The following is a 17,806-nucleotide window of genomic DNA, read 5'->3' as shown; positions in this document are numbered from 1 at the left end:
TATCCTATTGTATAGAAAGTATGCGTATGCTTAGTAGTGACATTTCTGACACTCTGTACCACCAATATGCTCTACAGTCACGCTATCCATTTTGTGATTCTTGATATCCTTGTGGAATTTCTCGTAAATGCTGTAAAACTTGTTGCCACTGCTGTCAGCTTCGTTGAAGAAGTTAACCTTGGTTTCCCTGTGGCAATTGATACACCAGCCCATGCTCAGTTCAGCAAACTGGTACACTTCGCCCATATCCTGGATATTTCCATGGCAGGTCTGGCATTGCTGCTGGCCCACTTTGATATGCTGGCTGTGGTTGAAATACACGTGATCCGGAAGATTGTGGATCTTCACCCATTCGATCGGGCGGGCACCATCAGGAATGCCATCGTGATTATTATCGGGATTGTAAGATTTCGTGGTAGGGTTCCAGCCTGCATAAGAATACAGTTTCTGGATCTCGGCAGTTCCGTTCACGGAAGAACCATCTTCACGTACGATCGGGTCGCCTTTGTATTCTTTGATCGCCATGTGACAGTTCATACACACATTCACCGAAGGAATGCTCGCCTGCTTGCTGTCCTGTGCACCACCATGGCAGTAAAGACAACTGATCTGGTTTACACCGGCATGAACTTTATGCGAATAATAGATCGGTTGTACCGGCTGGTAATTCTTCATACGGCCCAGGCCGATCGCTGCATTTGTAAGGAAGTAACCGGTAAGTACCGCAAAGAACAATACGCCGATCATCAGGTAAGTCTTGTTTCTGTAGAAAGGAACCGGTTCGCCACGATGAATGCCTTCTTTTTCGTCGGAAAGTTTACGGAGGTTACTGTTTACCTGCAATAATATAATACCTACCACTGCCAATACCAGGGTAAGGATACCGAAGAGTAATGAATTGTCTGAACCGCCTTCTGTACTACCTGCTACTGCTCCACCTGCTGCCGGTGCTGGTGGGGTATAATCATCCACATATTTCAGGATGGCATCGATCTCCGCTTTTTTCAATTGCGAAAAACCGGTCATCACCGTAGGCTTCCACTTTGCCGCAAGCTTTACCGCGTATGCATCGCCGCTACCGATCATACCGGCAGGGCTGGCGATCCACTTGTATACCCAGCCTTCTTCAGGTTCTCTTTCCTTCCAGCCTTTCAGCGCCGGGCCGGTAAAGTCTACATCCGGCTTATGACAGTTGGCACAATTGGCTTTAAACAATGCTTCACCATCTTGCGCAAACACATTGTTATTGGCAGAAAGAAGAACAACAAAGAGTAAACTTGCAAAAAGCTTGTTAATGATTTTTCTATAGCGACTCATACAGTTTCGGGGCTAATGTGGAAAATTTCCTTATACACGTGCAAAAGTAAGACACGATGTTGACATAATATCAACATTTGTTAATTTTTTTTTTCCTTATCCAGACTGGATTTCAGCCGATTGTGCAAAAACAAAAAATGCCATTGTCATAATTCTGTAAGGACAAATTAATCAAATATTTCATGTGTAAAAGCATAGCCGTTTTAACAAATTTTAACGCACATTTGCATCATGTTTCAAAAACTGCAGACAAAATGGAAAGTGAGCGGCGGGCGGCTGTTGCTGATCCTCGTCACTTTTGCCACCGGCGGAAGCCTCTGTGGTATTGCAGGGCGAAAGATCCTGGAATGGACCGGATTGGAAAAAGGCGTACTCTGGGTCATCTTATATATAGTATTGATCACCCTCATCTGGCCGGCGTGCGTTTTACTGGTAAGCATCCCTCTCGGACAGTTCGGTTTCTTCAAAAAATACATCCGCAAGTTATTTTTCCGGATGAGTGGGCAGAAAAACAACATGGTTTTGGGAGAAAAACAGCAGAATCTGGCCATTTTCGCTTCCGGAGCCGGCAGTAATGCCCAAAAGATCATTGAACACCTGTCTGGACATACTTCTATAAAAGTAGCCCTGGTGGTTTGCAATAAAGCCGGGGCCGGAGTGATCGCTATCGCTGAAAAAGCGGGCATCCCGGTGCTGATCATTGAAAAAGAACAGTTTTTCCGGGGCAATCATTATGTGGATGAGCTTCGGGCATATAATACCGACTGGATAGTGCTGGCCGGTTTTCTCTGGAAAGTTCCGGTGGGGCTCATCGCTGCTTTTGCCGGCAGGATCATCAATATTCACCCCGCATTGCTGCCAAAGTATGGCGGAAAGGGCATGTACGGAAAGCATGTACACGAAGCCGTTAGATCGGCCAACGAAACCGAAACCGGTATCACCATTCATTTTGTGGATGAATATTACGATCACGGAAAGATCATCCTGCAGGAAAAATGTACGGTGACCCCTGAAGATGATGCGGATTCGATTGCGCAGAAAGTGCATGCGCTGGAGCATCAGTATTTTCCAAAAGCTGTGGAAGACGTTATTTTAAATTCTATCATAAAGTAAAGGGTCCTGTCAGCCTGAGCTTGTCGAAGGCGATATTGGTAAGACTAAATCCGCCTTCGACAAGCTCAGGCTGACAGGAGTTTAACACGGGAGACAAAAAAGCAAAATCATAGTTAAATCAATCGACCTCTAATTTTATTAAATTATAGTTCCTTAATATTACGCCTCAAAAAACATTCTATTTGCGTTATTTATTAACCGGTTTACTGCTTACCCTTTTTTCTGCCGCTTCGCACGCGCAGATAGTCATAAGCGGTACCGTGCTGGATAACAGCAAAAAGAATTACGTGGAATCTGCCCGGGTGGAAAGTACCAGCGGCATGTTTTGCATGACGGATTCGCTGGGACATTACTCCATCATCGTGCACGAAAACGATTCGCTTTTTTTCACCTACAATAACAAGCCTACGCAGAAGTTTGCGGTAAAAAATATCACCAACCCCAACCAGTTTGATATTTCGCTTCGCATTCCGGTGCAAAGCCGGTACAATGTGTTGAAGGAAGTGATCGTGTATTCCAAATCCTTTAAGCAGGATTCGCTGGAAAACAGGCAGACCTACGCCGATGTGTTTGATTATAAAAAACCGGGCTTATCCACCAGTGTTGGCCCCGGAGGTACGGTTGGTGCCGATGTGAATGAACTCATCAATGTTTTCCGCTTCAGGCGAAACAAGCGGCTGAAGGCTTTTCAGCAAAGGCTGGAAGAACAGGAAAAGGAAAAATATATCAGCTACCGTTTCAACAAGATCACCGTGAAACGCGTAACAGGCCTGTCCGATGCCGCCCTGGACACTTTCATGATACACTTCCGCCCCACTTATGAATTTGCCGCACTCAGCGATGAAGTGCAATTCAACCAGTATCTGTTGAATGCATCTTCCTTATTCAAAAAACAAACAAACTTGTCTCCGGCGGCGAAGAAGAATGATGACTGATTTCCGCAGATAACGCAAATGGATATACACAGGTTTTCGCAAACGAAACTCCTGATCTGACGGAATAATTGTATCCCGTAAAAAACATTCCGCGACACAAACCGTACCTACGGCACGGATCATATTGATTGCATATTTTGGCTACCTATAAGTTGTCCCTACGGGACATGATTTTCTTTTTATTTTAAACTCACAGAAGCCTTGTTCATCATAACCAGAAGGAAAGACTTTTTAACAGCCTCAACAATACAATTCCGCATTTTCAGAAAATATTCACTGCATTGTTCCGTAAGAACATTTTGTGGGTAACAAATGACCATCCGGTTTTATCCGTGCCGTAGGTACGGCGTGTGATAAATGCGCAACCGGTTCCAAATGCTGCCAGCACAAGAAAAACATTCCCGCCCAATCCCGTTCACCCCGATATTTGTAGCATGAAAAATAATATCCGCATCGTATTATTCCTGCTGGCATTCTTTCCTTTGCCGTTGCTGGCGCAAAATTTTTCACAGGAAGATATTTCCCGTTGGGAAAAACAGGCGCAGAATGTTTCCATCATCCGCGACAACTGGGGCATACCACACGTGTATGGCGAAACGGATGCCGACGCGGTCTTCGGCCTGCTGTATGCGCAATGCGAAGATGATTTCAAACGGGTGGAGATGAATTATATCGAAAAGCTTGGGCGCATGTCGGAAGTGAAAGGCGCCGCTTCTTTATGGGATGACCTTTATTTAAAACTGATCATCGACTCTGTTGATGCCATGGCTGATTATAAAAAAAGCCCGCCTCGTTTCAGGATACTGCTCGACGCCTTTGCTGATGGCGTCAATTATTATTTATACAAACATCCGGAAGTAAAACCTGCCTTGCTGACAAAATTTGAACCCTGGTATGCTTTACTCTGGACCGATGGAAGCATAGGCGCCATCAGCACGGGCAGCATCACGGAGAAAGATGTAGAAAATTTTTATGGAGGCTTCAGCGGCGCTTATGTGCCTAAAAAAATTGTTGCGGAAGATCCTGTAATTGGTTCCAACGGTTTTGCCATTTCTCCCTTCAAGACAGCATCGGGTAACGCGATGTTATACATCAATCCGCATGTTACTTTTTATTTCAGGCCTGAGGTACACATGGTGAGTAAAGAAGGATTGAATGTATATGGTGCCGTTACCTGGGGACAGTTTTTCATTTACCAGGGATTCAATGAACATTGCGGCTGGATGCATACTTCCAGCGAAGTGGATGTATCGGATATGTATGCCGAAAAAATATTCCGGCAAAACGGGAAATGGATGTACGAATACAACCATGAATTGCGCCCGGTGAAAGAAAAGGAAATATCGATCGGGGTAAAAATGGGAACGAATACCAGCATCAGAAAATTCAGCACCTACTCTACACATCATGGCCCGGTGATGGCAAAAATAAACGACCGCTGGATCAGCGTGAAAGGATATAACCGTTCGCTACAAAGCCTTATCCAGAGCTGGCAGCGCACCAAGGCAACCGGATTAGAATCGTATAAAAATGCCATGGCGCTTTATGCCAATACTTCCAACAACACCGTGTATGCCGATGATCGCGGGAACATCGCCTACTGGCATGGAAATTATATTCCAATAAGGGATACGGCTTTCAATTGGGCAAGGCCGGTAGACGGCACTACGCCTGCCACCGAATGGAAAGGGCTGCATACCATGGATCAGTCGGTGCATGTGTACAATCCACCAAACGGGTGGCTGCAAAACTGCAATTCCACTCCGTTCAGCGTTGCCGGGGCCAACAGCCCGAAACGGGAAAATTACCCGATGTACATGGCACCCGATGGAGAAAACTATCGCGGCATCAATGCCGTAAGGGTTTTGGCAAGGGAAGATAAATATACGCTCGACAAACTCATTGCCGCAGGCTACGATACTTACCTGGCTGCATTTGAAAAGCTGGTGCCGGCGCTGGTGAATGCCGCCAAAAACCTACCTGATGATACGATCTATAGAGATCTTCAGCCCGCTATTGATACTCTAAAAAACTGGAACATGCGCAGTGGGGAAAATTCTATCGCCACCACTCTTGCCGTAGAATGGGCACAGCGGCTGATACCGAAGATGACTCAAAGTGGTGATGAGGATGAATATCAATTTGTTTACCAGGTCAAACGTACCGACCGTTTTCTGGCGGTTGCCACTCCACGGGACCTGGTGCTTCCGTTGGTGGATGTATTGGATACCCTTAGCCAAAGGTTTGGCAGCTGGCAGATACCGTGGGGACAGATCAACCGTTTTCAACGCATTTCTTCCGATATCGATCAACAGTATAATGACTCGGCAGTCAGCATCCCTGTTGGGTTTACATCATCCATCTGGGGGCAATTGCCGTCGTATACAAGCCGTTATTATCCTGGTACGATAAAACGATATGGTGTAAATGGCAACAGTTTTATCTGTGCCGTAGAGTTTGGTAAGAAAGTAAAAGCAAAGTCATTGCTTGCGGGCGGCGAAAGCGGTGATCCGTCATCGGCCCATTTTAAAGACCAGATGGAAATGTACAGTAAAGGTGTTTTTAAAGATGTGTTGTTTTACAAAGAAGATGTGCTGAAGCATGCGGAGAAAACGTATCATCCCGGGGAGTAACCCGCACCAGGTCCAACCCTGCCCTAAAATTCCAATAACATCCGGTGATTGGGATTGGAATGTGTAGCCGATATAGGAAAATCGTAACTGCCGGTTATTTTAAATCCCGATCTTTCATAAAAAGAAACGGCGCGTTTGTTTTCCGTCCAGGTATAGAGCCATAGCCCGCTTTGATTGTTTGCTCTGGCAAGGGCAATATCAAATTGTAACAACGCTTCTCCGAGTTTCAATCCATAAAATTCTTTCATCAGATAAATGCGGTCGAGTTTGGTAACATTATTTACCGGGCTGCCAGGGTAAGGCTCATCAAAAACAATGTTGGTATAACCCACCACTTCATCGTTGTAATAAAGCAGGTGATAATTATTTTTAGGATTGGCGAGTTCCTTCGCCATTATTTCATCAGTGTATTTTGCCTTTACATAAGCGTTGATATCATCAGTTTTGGCGCTGCTTCCATGCGATTCTATAAAAGTTATTTTTCCAATGTGTGAGAGTGTTGAAGTATCTTTTGTTGTTGCTTTAATAATGGATATCATTAAGCAAAATTAACAATTAACCTACTGGAAAGAAAAGGAGATTTGGTGCATTCAATAGAAATAATATTGGTTTAATCTTTCCAATTCAATAAGGTGCTATTGAAAAAACTCGGTCGATGATCGACAGGAACATTCAAAGAGTAAAATAGTTCTCTATCTATTGTTGAACCTAATAAACGTGTTAAAACGATTGATTCATTATTATGTAAAATTACTCGTCCATAATAATATCGAACAAAATGTAACGTTTTAAGGCCACTGTCGTAATTCCTTGCTTTAAATAAAATAACCTCTTTGATAGAACTTAAAGGAACTCTTTGGACAGATCCTTTTTTTTTAATTATTAAATCACTATCCGTTAATTGTACGGTAAGTTTCCAGTTAACTAATATGTATTCACAATGGAGATATACAGAAGGCAGGAATAAAATACAAAGTATGATAATAACCAAGGGGAAACTATTTTCTCCATAATTATTTTCAAATGCATTGGCTTGTGTATGAAGTATGATAGTTAACGCAATGAGAGAGAACATCCCCATAAAAAGAAATCCAGCTAGTTTAAAATGATTTAAAAATGTTTGCCGGTAAATCGGATTAGTATTCATTACAGCTAAGTTAACTTATAACATAGAAAACTGTAAAATACTCCGGTTAAAATCAGAAAAGCAAGGACCGGACTTTTTGAAAAATACTTGGTGTTTCTTTGTCTCTTTGTGACTTGGTGGTTAGCAGTAAACTCTGCGCAAAAAAAGATGGCGCAGACCCTGCTTACCGTTCTGAGGCTCTGGTAAGCCCGCACAGATAAGAGAGCCCACGCCAAATGACGTGGGCATTCTACTCATCCTCTCTGTGCGTTAAAAATGTACCAGATTTCAGAACGGAGATTCAAAGCGAATGCTTCAAAAGTATTTCATTGAAGAAGTCGCGAAATTAAAACAAATTTGCTTTAGTAAATCAAATATACAACATTGTACTTAATTGTACAATAATGCTCACGAAATTTATTTATTTGAACAAATAATGGGCTTTTTATTGTTCAATTATGTACTTTTCTTTACAGATGTTGGATAATTTTGAAAATAAACGGCATAGAGGTCAAGTCCTGGCTTCAGTGGCAAAAGCTTCGGGCATGACTGTAGAGAGTATCGTAAAGCGATTGAAGTATAATTCTAGAAACAGCTTTTACAATCATACCCGCAATCCGGATCTTTCTCTGGCCATCCTGGCCCGGTACGGCAAACTGTTCAATTATGATTTTTCGGTGGATATCGAAGAAATGAAAGCCTTCTCCGTAAAGGAGGATGAAGGACACTATACCAATAACCCGAAGAGCCGTGCAGATGCCATCAACCAGCGGGATTATTATAAAGACCTTTATATGGAGCTGCTGGAAAAAGTACGGGAGCTGAAACAGGAAATTTCTGAGCTGAAAGCTCAGAAAGTGAATGGTCAATAGTCAAACCTTCGAAGGTTGTAATAAAATCGCAGGTTTTTATTTTCTGCCATTCTAACTATCATAAAACCCTGTCAATATCTGACCGAAAGTACTAACCTATTTTTAATACACTTCGAAGGTTTGACCATTCACTATTCACCATTGACTATGCTATCTTTGCCAAATGAATTTCGATCCAAAGCACTACAGCCATACTACGCTCAAAAGTCTCTACCGGTCCCTCCTCCTCCCCCGCATGATTGAAGAAAAAATGCTGGTGTTGTTAAGGCAGGGAAAGATCAGCAAATGGTTCAGCGGAATCGGCCAGGAAGCCATTTCAGTAGGCGCTACCGCCGCATTGCAGCAAGACGAATGGATCATGCCATTACACCGCAACCTCGGCGTTTTTACCGGTCGTAATATGCCGCTCAGCAAATTGTTCATGCAATGGCAGGGCAACAAAGACGGCTACAGCAAAGGCCGCGAAAGAAGTTTTCACTTTGGCAGCAAAGAACATCATGTGTGCGGAATGATCTCTCACCTTGGCCCGCAACTCGCCATTGCCGATGGTGTGGCGCTTGCTTATAAATTGAAAAAAGAAGATAAGGTTTCGCTCGCCTTCAGCGGCGATGGGGGCACCAGCGAAGGCGATTTTCATGAAGCATTGAACACCGCTGCCGTGTGGGACCTGCCGGTGATCTTCATCATTGAAAATAACGGGTATGGATTGAGTACACCGGTAAATGAACAATACCGCTGCAAAAGCCTTGTAGATAAAGCGATCGGTTATGGTATCGAAGGCGTAAAGATAGATGGCAACAATATCCTGGAAGTGTACGATACTATCAAAGGCGTTCGCGATTACTGCATCAAAAATCAAAAGCCTTACCTGGTGGAATGTATGACGTTCCGCATGCGTGGGCACGAAGAAGCCAGCGGCGTAAAATATGTTCCGAAAGAATTGTTTGAAGAATGGGAAGAAAAAGACCCGATCAAAAATTACGAAGAATGGCTGCTGTCGTGCCATGTGATGACGAAGGAAGAAATTGAAAGCACAAGGGCGGAAGCAAAAAATTATATAGAAACGGAATTGAATAAGGCTTACCAGGCCCCTAAGATAATCCCGGATACAAAGGAGGAAATAGCCGACGTGTATAAGTTACGGCTGAAGAGTGACGGGTTATTGATCGTTGATAACTCTCAACCTGCCACCCGTAACCCGCAACCCGTAACCACTGAAAAGAAATTCATCCAGGCTTTGAGCGACGGCCTCCGCCAGTCGATGATCAAACACCCGAACCTGATTTTGATGGGCCAGGATATCGCGGAATATGGCGGTGCCTTTAAAGTGACCGAAAATTTTGTAACAGAATTCGGAAAAGAGCGGGTACGCAATACACCGCTTTGCGAAAGCGCCATCGTAGGCAGTGCTTTAGGCCTTAGCCTCGAAGGATATAAGGCAATGATGGAAATGCAGTTTGCCGATTTTGCTACTGTCGGTTTCAACCAGATCATCAACAACCTGGCGAAGATCCATTACCGCTGGGGACAAAACGCCGACGTAGTCATCCGGATGCCTACCGGCGGCGGTGTGGGCGCAGGGCCGTTTCACAGCCAGAGCAACGAAGCATGGTTTGCACATACACCTGGGTTGAAGGTCGTTTACCCAAGCACTCCCGAAGACGCGAAAGGTTTGCTGATAGCCGCTATCAACGATCCCAATCCCGTTTTATATTTTGAACACAAAGCGCTTTACCGCAGCATCAGCGGACAAGTGCCCGACGAATACTACGAAATAGAAATCGGCAAGGCACGCCATGTACAGGAGGGGCATGACCTGTCCATCATCACCTATGGCGCCGGTGTACATTGGGCACAGGAGTATGCGGAAAAACATAAAGACATTTCCATCGATATTCTCGATCTGAGAAGTTTGCTGCCGCTTGATTACGATGCTATCCGGGCAACTGTTGGCCGTACCGGCAAAGTACTGATCCTGCATGAAGATTCCCTCACAGGCGGCATCGGCGGAGAAGTGGCCGCATGGATCGCCGAGCATTGTTTCAATAAGCTCGATGCGCCGGTAATGCGTTGCGCCAGCATGGATACCCCTATTCCTTTCAGCATCGAGCTGGAGAAAAATTTTATGGCTTATTCAAAGCTGGAGGCAGTAATTGAGAAATTAATGATTTATTAATTTTATTACACGAATTTCCGCGAATTACACGAATTCGCGAAGAATAAAATAATACCTGATTTTACAAAAGTAATTCGTGTAATTCGCGAAAATCCGTGATTAAAAAAAGACAGGAAAACTTTCGTTTCACTGCCGGCTGTTGATCTGTGATCGTGGTAAGCGATCGTACTTCGCCTTGTCCCTGTTTACAATACGAAATATGTTTTATTAGAAGAGTGTCTGAAATATGATAATAGCCCGTCGTCGCCTGCATTTTCCTTTTGCCAGCCCGCCCACTCTGTTACTTTTGGCGGTTGCTCGTCAATACCTGCGATGGCTGGGTAATTGCGGTGATTTTTCGCCGGAGCCATCTGGTACAATTGCAGCAGATTTTTTTCTATGCCTTCGGCAATCGTTGTCACTGGCGTATCCGTAGGTTTATTTTCAAATGGATCCTGCAGGTGGATCGCCATTTTTTCGATCAATAAAAAGCAGGCTGAAATGGCTACCACCAACGGCACTTCTATGAAACCGAAATACTCTATCACACCAAATGGCAGCAACCCGATGAAGAGCATCAGCGAAAGATGGATATACAAACTATACGTGCTTGGGAAAACCGTATTCTTGATACGTTCGCATTTACCCATCGCATCGCAAAGCCTTGTAATGGTGCGGTCTATTTCCACCTGCTGGTAACTGTTGATCCAGCCTTTGTCGAGCGCAAGGTGCAGGTCGCGGCCCATGTTATCGATCAATGCCGATGGCACGTTATCGATGGATCGGAGGGCCTCCAGTTCGTTTTTATCCAGGTGTTTTTCAAGCCCGCGCCTCGCATCCTCATTACGAAGGTGACGCCCCAGGGCAAACGTCCAGGCGATCTGCCTGCGAATGATGCGTTCGCGAAACGCCTGCACATCTTCGCTGTGGTAACTGTTATGCGTAAACGACATTACCTGGCGCGCCAGTGTCCTCGATTCGTTTACCACAGAGCCCCATATATGACGGGCTTCCCACCAGCGGTCGTACGCCTGGTTGCTCCGGAAACCCAGCAGCAGCGAGATCACCGTACCCAACACCGCCGGTATGGCCAGCGGTATGGTAATGCGGATGAAATGATAATTCTGATAGATGATCGCGATGGCCAATGCATAGATCGTGATAGCGATGATCTCGTATTTGATCTTGCCAAATACATATTTGAAAGGAATATTTTTTCTTAGTAGCATGTGTTCTTCTTTTTGCTGAATGATGGATAGCGTTAAGCAGTTGCGAATGATCTTTCCAGCCTGGTTACCGGTGCTTCCGCGGCAGGTTTTTGCACCGGCGCAAAATCTGTCAGCATCGGGATGCGGCTTTTTTTGAAAAATGGTACCGGGTTGAGGCTGCGTGCATGTGTTTTGGTGTATACGTAACTGTCCGGGCAAACGATGAGGTGGATGTTGTTGCCTTCGGCAAAATTGCGGAACAAGGCATTGGTGTTACCCTGCATATATTGAAAGTTGATCTTCTTCACCAGGTGCGGATATTGTGCTTTCAATTGCCTGCAGCCCTGGCGAAAGCCATCGTTGAGCATTTTATAATAAGGCGGCTGTTCGTTTGCGAAAAGATCCTGGTAGTAAAAAGGCATTTCGTATGCATGAAACAGGATCACGTTTACTTCCCTGTTTAAAAATCTGATGGCCTGCTCCGCCATCCTGAATGAGTCTGCTGAAAAATCTGTCGGTATTAAAATATTTGTCATATCTGATGTTTTTTATAACATCAAAATTGGAGTTACAACATTAAAAGCCCTTAAGAGGGAGATGAGAATGACATTAGAAGTACATTAGAAAGAAATTAGAAACACGTTCAATTCAATGGTAAAATGATGGTGACCGTTGTTCCCTGGTCAACTTTTGAATCTAAGATTATTTTTCCTTTGTGCATACGGATGATATTATTGGACAAAGGCATCCCTATTCCATACCCTTCAAAAGAAGCGGTGTTGGATGCCCTGAAGAAGGGGTCGTAAATTCTTTTGATCTCATTTTCGGGAATACCGATGCCATGATCGCGGATGGTGATCACCGCTTCGTGGGGCTCTATCGTGAGCCCGAGTAATACATCTCCGTTGTTGGAATATTTGCAGGCATTAAGTACGATGTTTTCCAGCGCTATCCGCAGCAGATCCAGGTTGCCGTACATGCTCATCTTTTCCTCGTTTTCAGGAAGCTTGGAAAAATGCACGCTCACGTGGTTATCTGTCAATATGGTATCCACATTTTCTTTTACGGTAAACAACAGTTCATCGATGCGGAATTTTTCCCAACGCTGTTTTTTTCCGTCAAAAGTTGTTTGCGCCAGCGACAGTAACCCTTTGGTGAGCTTCTGCAATTTTTCTGCCTGCTGGCCAATATTGCGCAGGCTTTGTTCATATTCCGCTGCTTCACGTTTGCGTGAAAGCGCATAATCCGATTCGGCAATGATGGCCGTAAGCGGCGTACGCAATTCATGCGAAGCATTGCTTACAAAATTATTCTGGGTTTCAAAAGCTGCCGAAAGCCTGTCCAGCATGGTATTGAACGTCTCTATCAGTGCAGCGATCTCATCCGAACCATCTTGTTGCTCCAGCCTCAATGCCAGGTTACCGTCGCTGATGGCCTGCACTTTCCGGTTGATATAACGGAAAGGCTGAAATGTTTTTCGGGAAAAATATAAACCTACGCTGTATATCATCAATACCGATACCACGAAAGTGATCAGCAATATATAACCCAGCCTGCTGATGATCTCGTTGCCATATTTGTTGGTGGCAGATTCGATAACGGCATAATTGCCGGTTTCATCCCTGTACAAAATGCCCGCATAATGCAGAAAATTATCCTGGAAAAAAACCGTTTCACCTCCGGCTGCATAAATATCCAGCAGGTAATGTTTGTCTATCCTTTCCGGGATCGGGCCTGTTGGCTTTCCTTCGGGCGTATAGGCTACCGAAAAAGATTCTTCATCGGGCAGGCGTTCCAGATATTGCCGTTGTATATCCCTGAAAGACTGTATGGAATTGTGATCCTCCTCGAATTTGAATTTTGCGGCGATCTTTGCCCTCAGTTCAAGCCTTTTGTAAAAATCGGTGTAAATGAATTTATCGGAAAAATAATAGACGGTAAAGGTAAGCACGCCAAAAACCGTGGCTGTGAGTATCGTGAAAAGTATCGTAGTTTTTGTTTGTATCTGCATGCCTGCTCATTAAACTTTCAGCATATAACCCATGCCGATAATGGTTTGTATCATTTTCGTTTCGGGATCGGTATCTATTTTTTTCCGAAGGTAATTGATGTATACATCCACCACATTGGTGCCCATGTTAAAATCGATTCCCCATACATGTTCCAGTATTTCTATACGGGATAACACTTTATTCCTGTTGCGCACAAAATACTCCAGCAGCCTGAATTCGGTCGGTGTCAGGTTGATGAGCGTTTCGCCGTTATAAATCAATTTTGTTGTGAGGTTTACATTCAGCGGGCCCACGTTCAACACATCTTCCTGTTCTACCGCCAGCTGTTTTCGCCGGGCAAGCGAATGTATCCTCGCTTCCAGTTCCGCAAACTTGAATGGTTTTACCAGGTAATCATCGCCGCCGGCATTGAGGCCGGCCACAATGTTTTCGGTGGTGCCCAATGCGGTGAGGAAAAGGATGGGTGTGTAGATATTGTTATCGCGGATGGTTTTGCAAAGCTGCATCCCGTTCATTCCGGGCAGCATGATATCGAGTATGATCACATCGAACCTGTTTTTCAACACCAGGTCGAGGCCGGTATCTCCATCAGGCGCAATGGTAATGTGGTGGCCGTTTTCGGTAAGCCCTTTATTGATGATGCCTGCAACACTTGGCTCGTCTTCAATCAGCAATAATTTCATTCGGTATTTTTTGACAAAGATATAGGGGTTTCACGCAAAGGCGCAAAGTGTGCGCAAAGATGAAGATTGCCACATTTTTATATCCTCTGTCAGCCTGATCTCATTCTTCTTATTCGGGAATTCGTGTAATTCGCAAAATTCGTGTTTCAATTTCCTATTGCGTAACTGCATTTCCGCTTAGCGTTACCCGTTGAAAATTTAAAGTTTCACTTTTGTGAAAACAATTCGACTATGTGCCAATTCCAACAATTACATTTCAGCGATCTGGGTTATGTGGTAAAGTGTAACGCCTGCGGGCACTACCAGGTGGGGTTTGCAAGTACATTGCTCACGTTGAAACCTGAAGATTATTTTTTGCTCCGCGATATCGTGGGCAGCAGGATCACGGAGAATACCAATTTTCCGGATAGTACTATCAAAAACAATATCATCCCTACTCCCTACAAAGGCGTAAACCTGTACCTGAGTGAAAAAGAACTGGCCGAGCTGTACGGTATACTGGATGAAGCGCATACGGAAGAGCAGGTGGCGGGGCTGATGGAATTGTTTAATGGAAATATTAATGGATAATTCTTAAAGTTTAAACTTCACGGGAAAACATTATCCGCTATCAATTATTCAATTATCAACTATTTAAGTCCGGGAGAAACCCTTTTATAACAGATAGCCCTTATACACGGCGGTTGGAAAATGTTTGTTTGTAGTGGGTTTTGACCGGCACCAACTCAATTACGAATGCCAAATTACGAATTACGGGTATTGTGCACTATTGAAGACTTAACAAATTCGTAATTCGTAATTTGGCATTCGTAATTAAAAAAGCGTAGCTTTGCACCAGTTCATTTATTTCGCGGCATTACAAGCCAGTTTATTGTAGAAATTTCTCTCCCAATAAAATGTCCTCATTTGAACAGGATATACTCGTTTATGATGATGAAGCAGACGACTTCATTTCCGCACTAATTTTTAAAGATAATACATTGTTATTTACAGACTTAAACATCATTAAGCCTATTCTTGATGCGCTTAATGAAGAGGGTTATTCAACCCCTACGCCTATTCAGCAACAGGCCATTCCACACATTTTAAAAGGTAGGGACCTGCTGGGTTGTGCCCAGACCGGCACCGGTAAAACGGCGGCTTTCGCCATCCCGATGCTGCAATTGCTGGCTCAACCAAAAACCATGGAAAGCCGTGGTCAACGTCCGATCAGGGCATTGGTACTCACTCCTACCCGTGAACTCGCTATCCAGATACAGGATAGTTTTAACGCATATGGCCGCCATCTTCGACTGAAAAATCTGGTGATATTCGGTGGTGTAAACCAAAATCCACAGGTAGATGCGCTCAAGAGAGGCGTTGATATCCTGGTTGCTACCCCCGGGCGCCTGCTCGATCTGATGAGCCAGGGACATATCCGCCTGAATGAGATCGAGATCTTTGTGCTGGATGAAGCAGACCGTATGCTCGATATGGGTTTTGTGCATGATGTGAAAAAAGTGATCACCAAGATCCCTGCAAAAAGGCAGACCTTGTTTTTCTCCGCCACCATGCCTGCCGAAATACAATCATTAGCCAACAGCATCCTGAGCAATCCCGAAAAAGTAGAAGTAGCCCCGGTTTCTTCTACCGCCGATACCATTCAGCAATCGCTTTATTTTGTTGCGAAAGAAAATAAAAGATCATTGCTGGCATATATCCTCGCGGATACCAGTATTGAAACCGCTTTGGTATTCACCCGTACCAAACATGGCGCCGATAAAGTGGTGAAAGACCTGGTGAAGATCGGCATCAGCGCCGAAGCGATCCATGGCAATAAATCGCAGAATGCAAGGCAACGTGCTTTGTCGAATTTCAAAACACGCGAAACGAGGATACTGGTCGCTACAGATATCGCAGCCCGCGGTATCGATGTGGACGAACTTACCCACGTGATCAATTACGAACTTCCGGAAGTGCCTGAAACTTATGTGCACCGTATTGGCCGTACAGGCCGTGCAGGATTGAGCGGTACTTCATTTTCTTTTTGCGAAGCAGAAGAAACCGGCGATCTGCGTGATATTCAAAAACTGATCGGCAAGAATATTCCTGTTCAGGAAAACCATCCTTACCATACCGTATTTAACGGCATCACCAAAAGGCCGGCTCCGCAAGGAAGGCCGCAACGTAGCTTTGGTGGCAACAGGAACGGAAATGCCGGTGGCGGAAACAGGAATGCCAATTCTTCCAACGGATCCAAGAGCCGCTTTGGTGGCGACAGGCCGAAAAGTTTTAGTGGCAACAGGAGGAATGAATTTTAAATTTTAAAAAGGCTTTCTCTATAAAAACTAAACCCACGAATTATCGTGGGTTTAGTTTTTATAGTAAGGCAGACCTTTATTGAAGTATTGCTGTTTCCTGGTAAAACACAGATTTCCATACGCCGTCCCTTTTTGCATACGTGGCAGCTGAAGCAACATAGGGGGTCCATTTGTCACCATTTTCATCCATCACATCCTGGCTGAGCTCATAGTAAATAATCGCCACATTATCCGTCACCGGTTTTATTTTAATGTTGGACAGGCGATACGATCTTACAATGCTGTTTTGAAACGTGCGGATCACATCGTTTTTGTTCATGATGTTCCGGCCAAAATATGCGGTGTAATCATCGGCCAGTATTTCTTTCAGCCCGGCAAAATTTTTTGTTTTGCCAAACTCCCAGGTGCTGATCTCCCTGTTGGTGATCATCTTCTGATCGTCGGCCGAAAGAGTGGGCAGCGCCAACGCAGGAGTGGCGGCCGGCTTGTTTTTGCAGGCTGTAAAAGTACCTGCAATCAGTACTGCCATCGTTATGGTGAAAAGGGTTTTCATGATAAAATTTTTTAGATTTAAAAAAGGGTTCATATCCCGCTGAACCTGTATTTCAAAAACCTTGCCCATCTTTGGTATCATAGTTGAGTGGTACAACAAAAAGATTGTTATGCGTTTACTTTCGCTTGTTTTCGTTTGTTTTTCTTTATTTGCCTGCAATAGTGGTTCGCAAAAAAAAAACGCGACAGCGCCTCCAAATGATTTTAAAATTACCGATACACTGAAAGGGCACACTGTTTCGGGCAACCCCGATTCCATGCCGCCTGTGCCTGCCGCAGAGCTGATCGTGCCGGGAAAAAGCATCGGGCTTACTTCCATTGGCGAGCGGGCCGATAGTGTAAATGCAAAACTCGGCCGGCCAGATGATGGCGATGCCGCCATGGGAAAAGCGATCAGCACCTGGTATTCAAAAGGAAATAAATTGCATAGCACCACCATCTTTTTCTCTGTCAACTTTGGTGATAAGGACGAAGCCAGCAGGGCAAAACAGATCCGTATTACCTCCCCTTATTTCAAAACACAGGAGGGCCTTTGCGTAGGGAGCCATATGGAGGAGATATCCAAAGTTTATCCAGTTTTGAAAAAGACAGGAAGATACCCTTCTCCCACAAATGCTACGCAAATGGTAGTGGTGATGGATGAGCCGGATAAAGGGATCGCGTTTGAAATTTCGCCGGCGTATAAATGTGTGGGCATAGTCATCCACCGGCCGGAAGACAAGCCTTTTGAAACTTACCTGGGCTTTATCAAAGGTTATACCCCCTCTGCTCCCTGAAAGAGGAACTCAGATGCTGTTTCTTTGATTTCAATTTATGTTATTTAATTTCTCCTTCTCAAAAACACACTTTAAAAATAGCCATAGGAATAAGCCTGAGATTCTCGTGATGTTCAGGTTCCCC

General features: G+C 44.5%; 16 protein-coding genes. 8 read left to right on the top strand and 8 right to left on the bottom strand.

Translation table 11 applies throughout. The annotated features are described in order from the left end of the window. Positions 1–30: 30 nt before the first annotated feature. The gene (locus tag EGI32_RS01275) at positions 31–1,317 is read right to left on the bottom strand and encodes a c-type cytochrome (RefSeq protein WP_255153542.1); all 1,287 of its coding nucleotides are present in this window, start codon (positions 1,315–1,317) and stop codon (positions 31–33) included. Positions 1,318–1,548: 231 nt separating this feature from the next. Between EGI32_RS01275 and EGI32_RS01270 the strand changes: the two genes are divergently transcribed. From EGI32_RS01270 to EGI32_RS01260, 3 genes are all read left to right on the top strand, one after another. After that, positions 1,549–2,430, top strand: a complete 882-nt coding sequence (locus EGI32_RS01270; RefSeq protein WP_255153541.1) for a phosphoribosylglycinamide formyltransferase — start codon at positions 1,549–1,551, stop codon at positions 2,428–2,430. Between the two features lie 182 nt (positions 2,431–2,612). After that, on the top strand, positions 2,613–3,365 hold the full coding sequence (locus EGI32_RS01265; RefSeq protein WP_255153540.1) for a hypothetical protein: 753 nt from the start codon (positions 2,613–2,615) through the stop codon (positions 3,363–3,365). Between the two features lie 434 nt (positions 3,366–3,799). Beyond that, positions 3,800–5,998, top strand: coding sequence for a penicillin acylase family protein (locus EGI32_RS01260; protein WP_255153539.1), 2,199 nt, complete (start codon positions 3,800–3,802; stop codon positions 5,996–5,998). Positions 5,999–6,021: 23 nt separating this feature from the next. Here the strand turns inward: EGI32_RS01260 and EGI32_RS01255 are convergent, their stop codons facing one another. Further along, a complete protein-coding gene (locus EGI32_RS01255; protein WP_255153538.1) occupies positions 6,022–6,537 on the bottom strand; it encodes a GNAT family N-acetyltransferase in 516 nt (171 codons plus the stop codon). Between the two features lie 71 nt (positions 6,538–6,608). Then, the gene (locus tag EGI32_RS01250; RefSeq protein ID WP_255153537.1) at positions 6,609–7,145 is read right to left on the bottom strand and encodes a hypothetical protein; all 537 of its coding nucleotides are present in this window, start codon (positions 7,143–7,145) and stop codon (positions 6,609–6,611) included. A 524-nt stretch (positions 7,146–7,669) separates the two neighbouring features. Between EGI32_RS01250 and EGI32_RS01245 the strand changes: the two genes are divergently transcribed. Both EGI32_RS01245 and EGI32_RS01240 read left to right on the top strand, forming a co-directional pair. Then, positions 7,670–7,996: a hypothetical protein gene (locus tag EGI32_RS01245; protein ID WP_255153536.1), complete on the top strand. Its 327-nt coding sequence runs from the start codon at positions 7,670–7,672 to the stop codon at positions 7,994–7,996. A gap of 163 nt (positions 7,997–8,159) precedes the next feature. Then, positions 8,160–10,172: a thiamine pyrophosphate-dependent enzyme gene (locus EGI32_RS01240; protein WP_255153535.1), complete on the top strand. Its 2,013-nt coding sequence runs from the start codon at positions 8,160–8,162 to the stop codon at positions 10,170–10,172. Between the two features lie 185 nt (positions 10,173–10,357). Here the strand turns inward: EGI32_RS01240 and EGI32_RS01235 are convergent, their stop codons facing one another. From EGI32_RS01235 to EGI32_RS01220, 4 genes are all read right to left on the bottom strand, one after another. After that, positions 10,358–11,380 (bottom strand): bestrophin family protein, encoded by a 1,023-nt coding sequence (locus EGI32_RS01235; RefSeq protein ID WP_255153534.1) that lies wholly within the window; start codon positions 11,378–11,380, stop codon positions 10,358–10,360. Between the two features lie 32 nt (positions 11,381–11,412). After that, positions 11,413–11,895 (bottom strand): universal stress protein, encoded by a 483-nt coding sequence (locus tag EGI32_RS01230; protein WP_255153533.1) that lies wholly within the window; start codon positions 11,893–11,895, stop codon positions 11,413–11,415. Positions 11,896–12,002: 107 nt separating this feature from the next. Then, positions 12,003–13,370 carry a HAMP domain-containing sensor histidine kinase gene (locus EGI32_RS01225; RefSeq protein ID WP_255153532.1) on the bottom strand — a complete coding sequence of 456 codons (1,368 nt, stop codon included), beginning with the start codon at positions 13,368–13,370 and terminating at the stop codon, positions 12,003–12,005. A gap of 9 nt (positions 13,371–13,379) precedes the next feature. Next, the gene (locus tag EGI32_RS01220) at positions 13,380–14,054 is read right to left on the bottom strand and encodes a response regulator transcription factor (protein ID WP_255153531.1); all 675 of its coding nucleotides are present in this window, start codon (positions 14,052–14,054) and stop codon (positions 13,380–13,382) included. A gap of 231 nt (positions 14,055–14,285) precedes the next feature. Between EGI32_RS01220 and EGI32_RS01215 the strand changes: the two genes are divergently transcribed. Next, positions 14,286–14,624, top strand: a complete 339-nt coding sequence (locus tag EGI32_RS01215) for a hypothetical protein (RefSeq protein ID WP_255153530.1) — start codon at positions 14,286–14,288, stop codon at positions 14,622–14,624. Positions 14,625–14,950: 326 nt separating this feature from the next. Continuing rightward, on the top strand, positions 14,951–16,354 hold the full coding sequence (locus EGI32_RS01210; RefSeq protein WP_255153529.1) for a DEAD/DEAH box helicase: 1,404 nt from the start codon (positions 14,951–14,953) through the stop codon (positions 16,352–16,354). A gap of 76 nt (positions 16,355–16,430) precedes the next feature. Here EGI32_RS01210 and EGI32_RS01205 read toward each other — a convergent pair whose 3' ends face one another. Beyond that, a complete protein-coding gene (locus EGI32_RS01205; protein WP_255153528.1) occupies positions 16,431–16,907 on the bottom strand; it encodes a nuclear transport factor 2 family protein in 477 nt (158 codons plus the stop codon). A gap of 109 nt (positions 16,908–17,016) precedes the next feature. On the opposite strand from EGI32_RS01205, the gene EGI32_RS01200 reads away from it, so the two are divergent. After that, positions 17,017–17,682, top strand: coding sequence for a hypothetical protein (locus EGI32_RS01200; protein WP_255153527.1), 666 nt, complete (start codon positions 17,017–17,019; stop codon positions 17,680–17,682). The last annotated feature ends 124 nt before the right edge of the window (positions 17,683–17,806 follow it).

Source organism: Ferruginibacter sp. HRS2-29 (assembly GCF_024343615.1).
In the GTDB taxonomy this organism is placed as follows: domain Bacteria; phylum Bacteroidota; class Bacteroidia; order Chitinophagales; family Chitinophagaceae; genus Ferruginibacter.
Note: the sequence above shows the minus strand (reverse complement) of the source record. Positions and strands in the feature narration are given on the sequence as shown.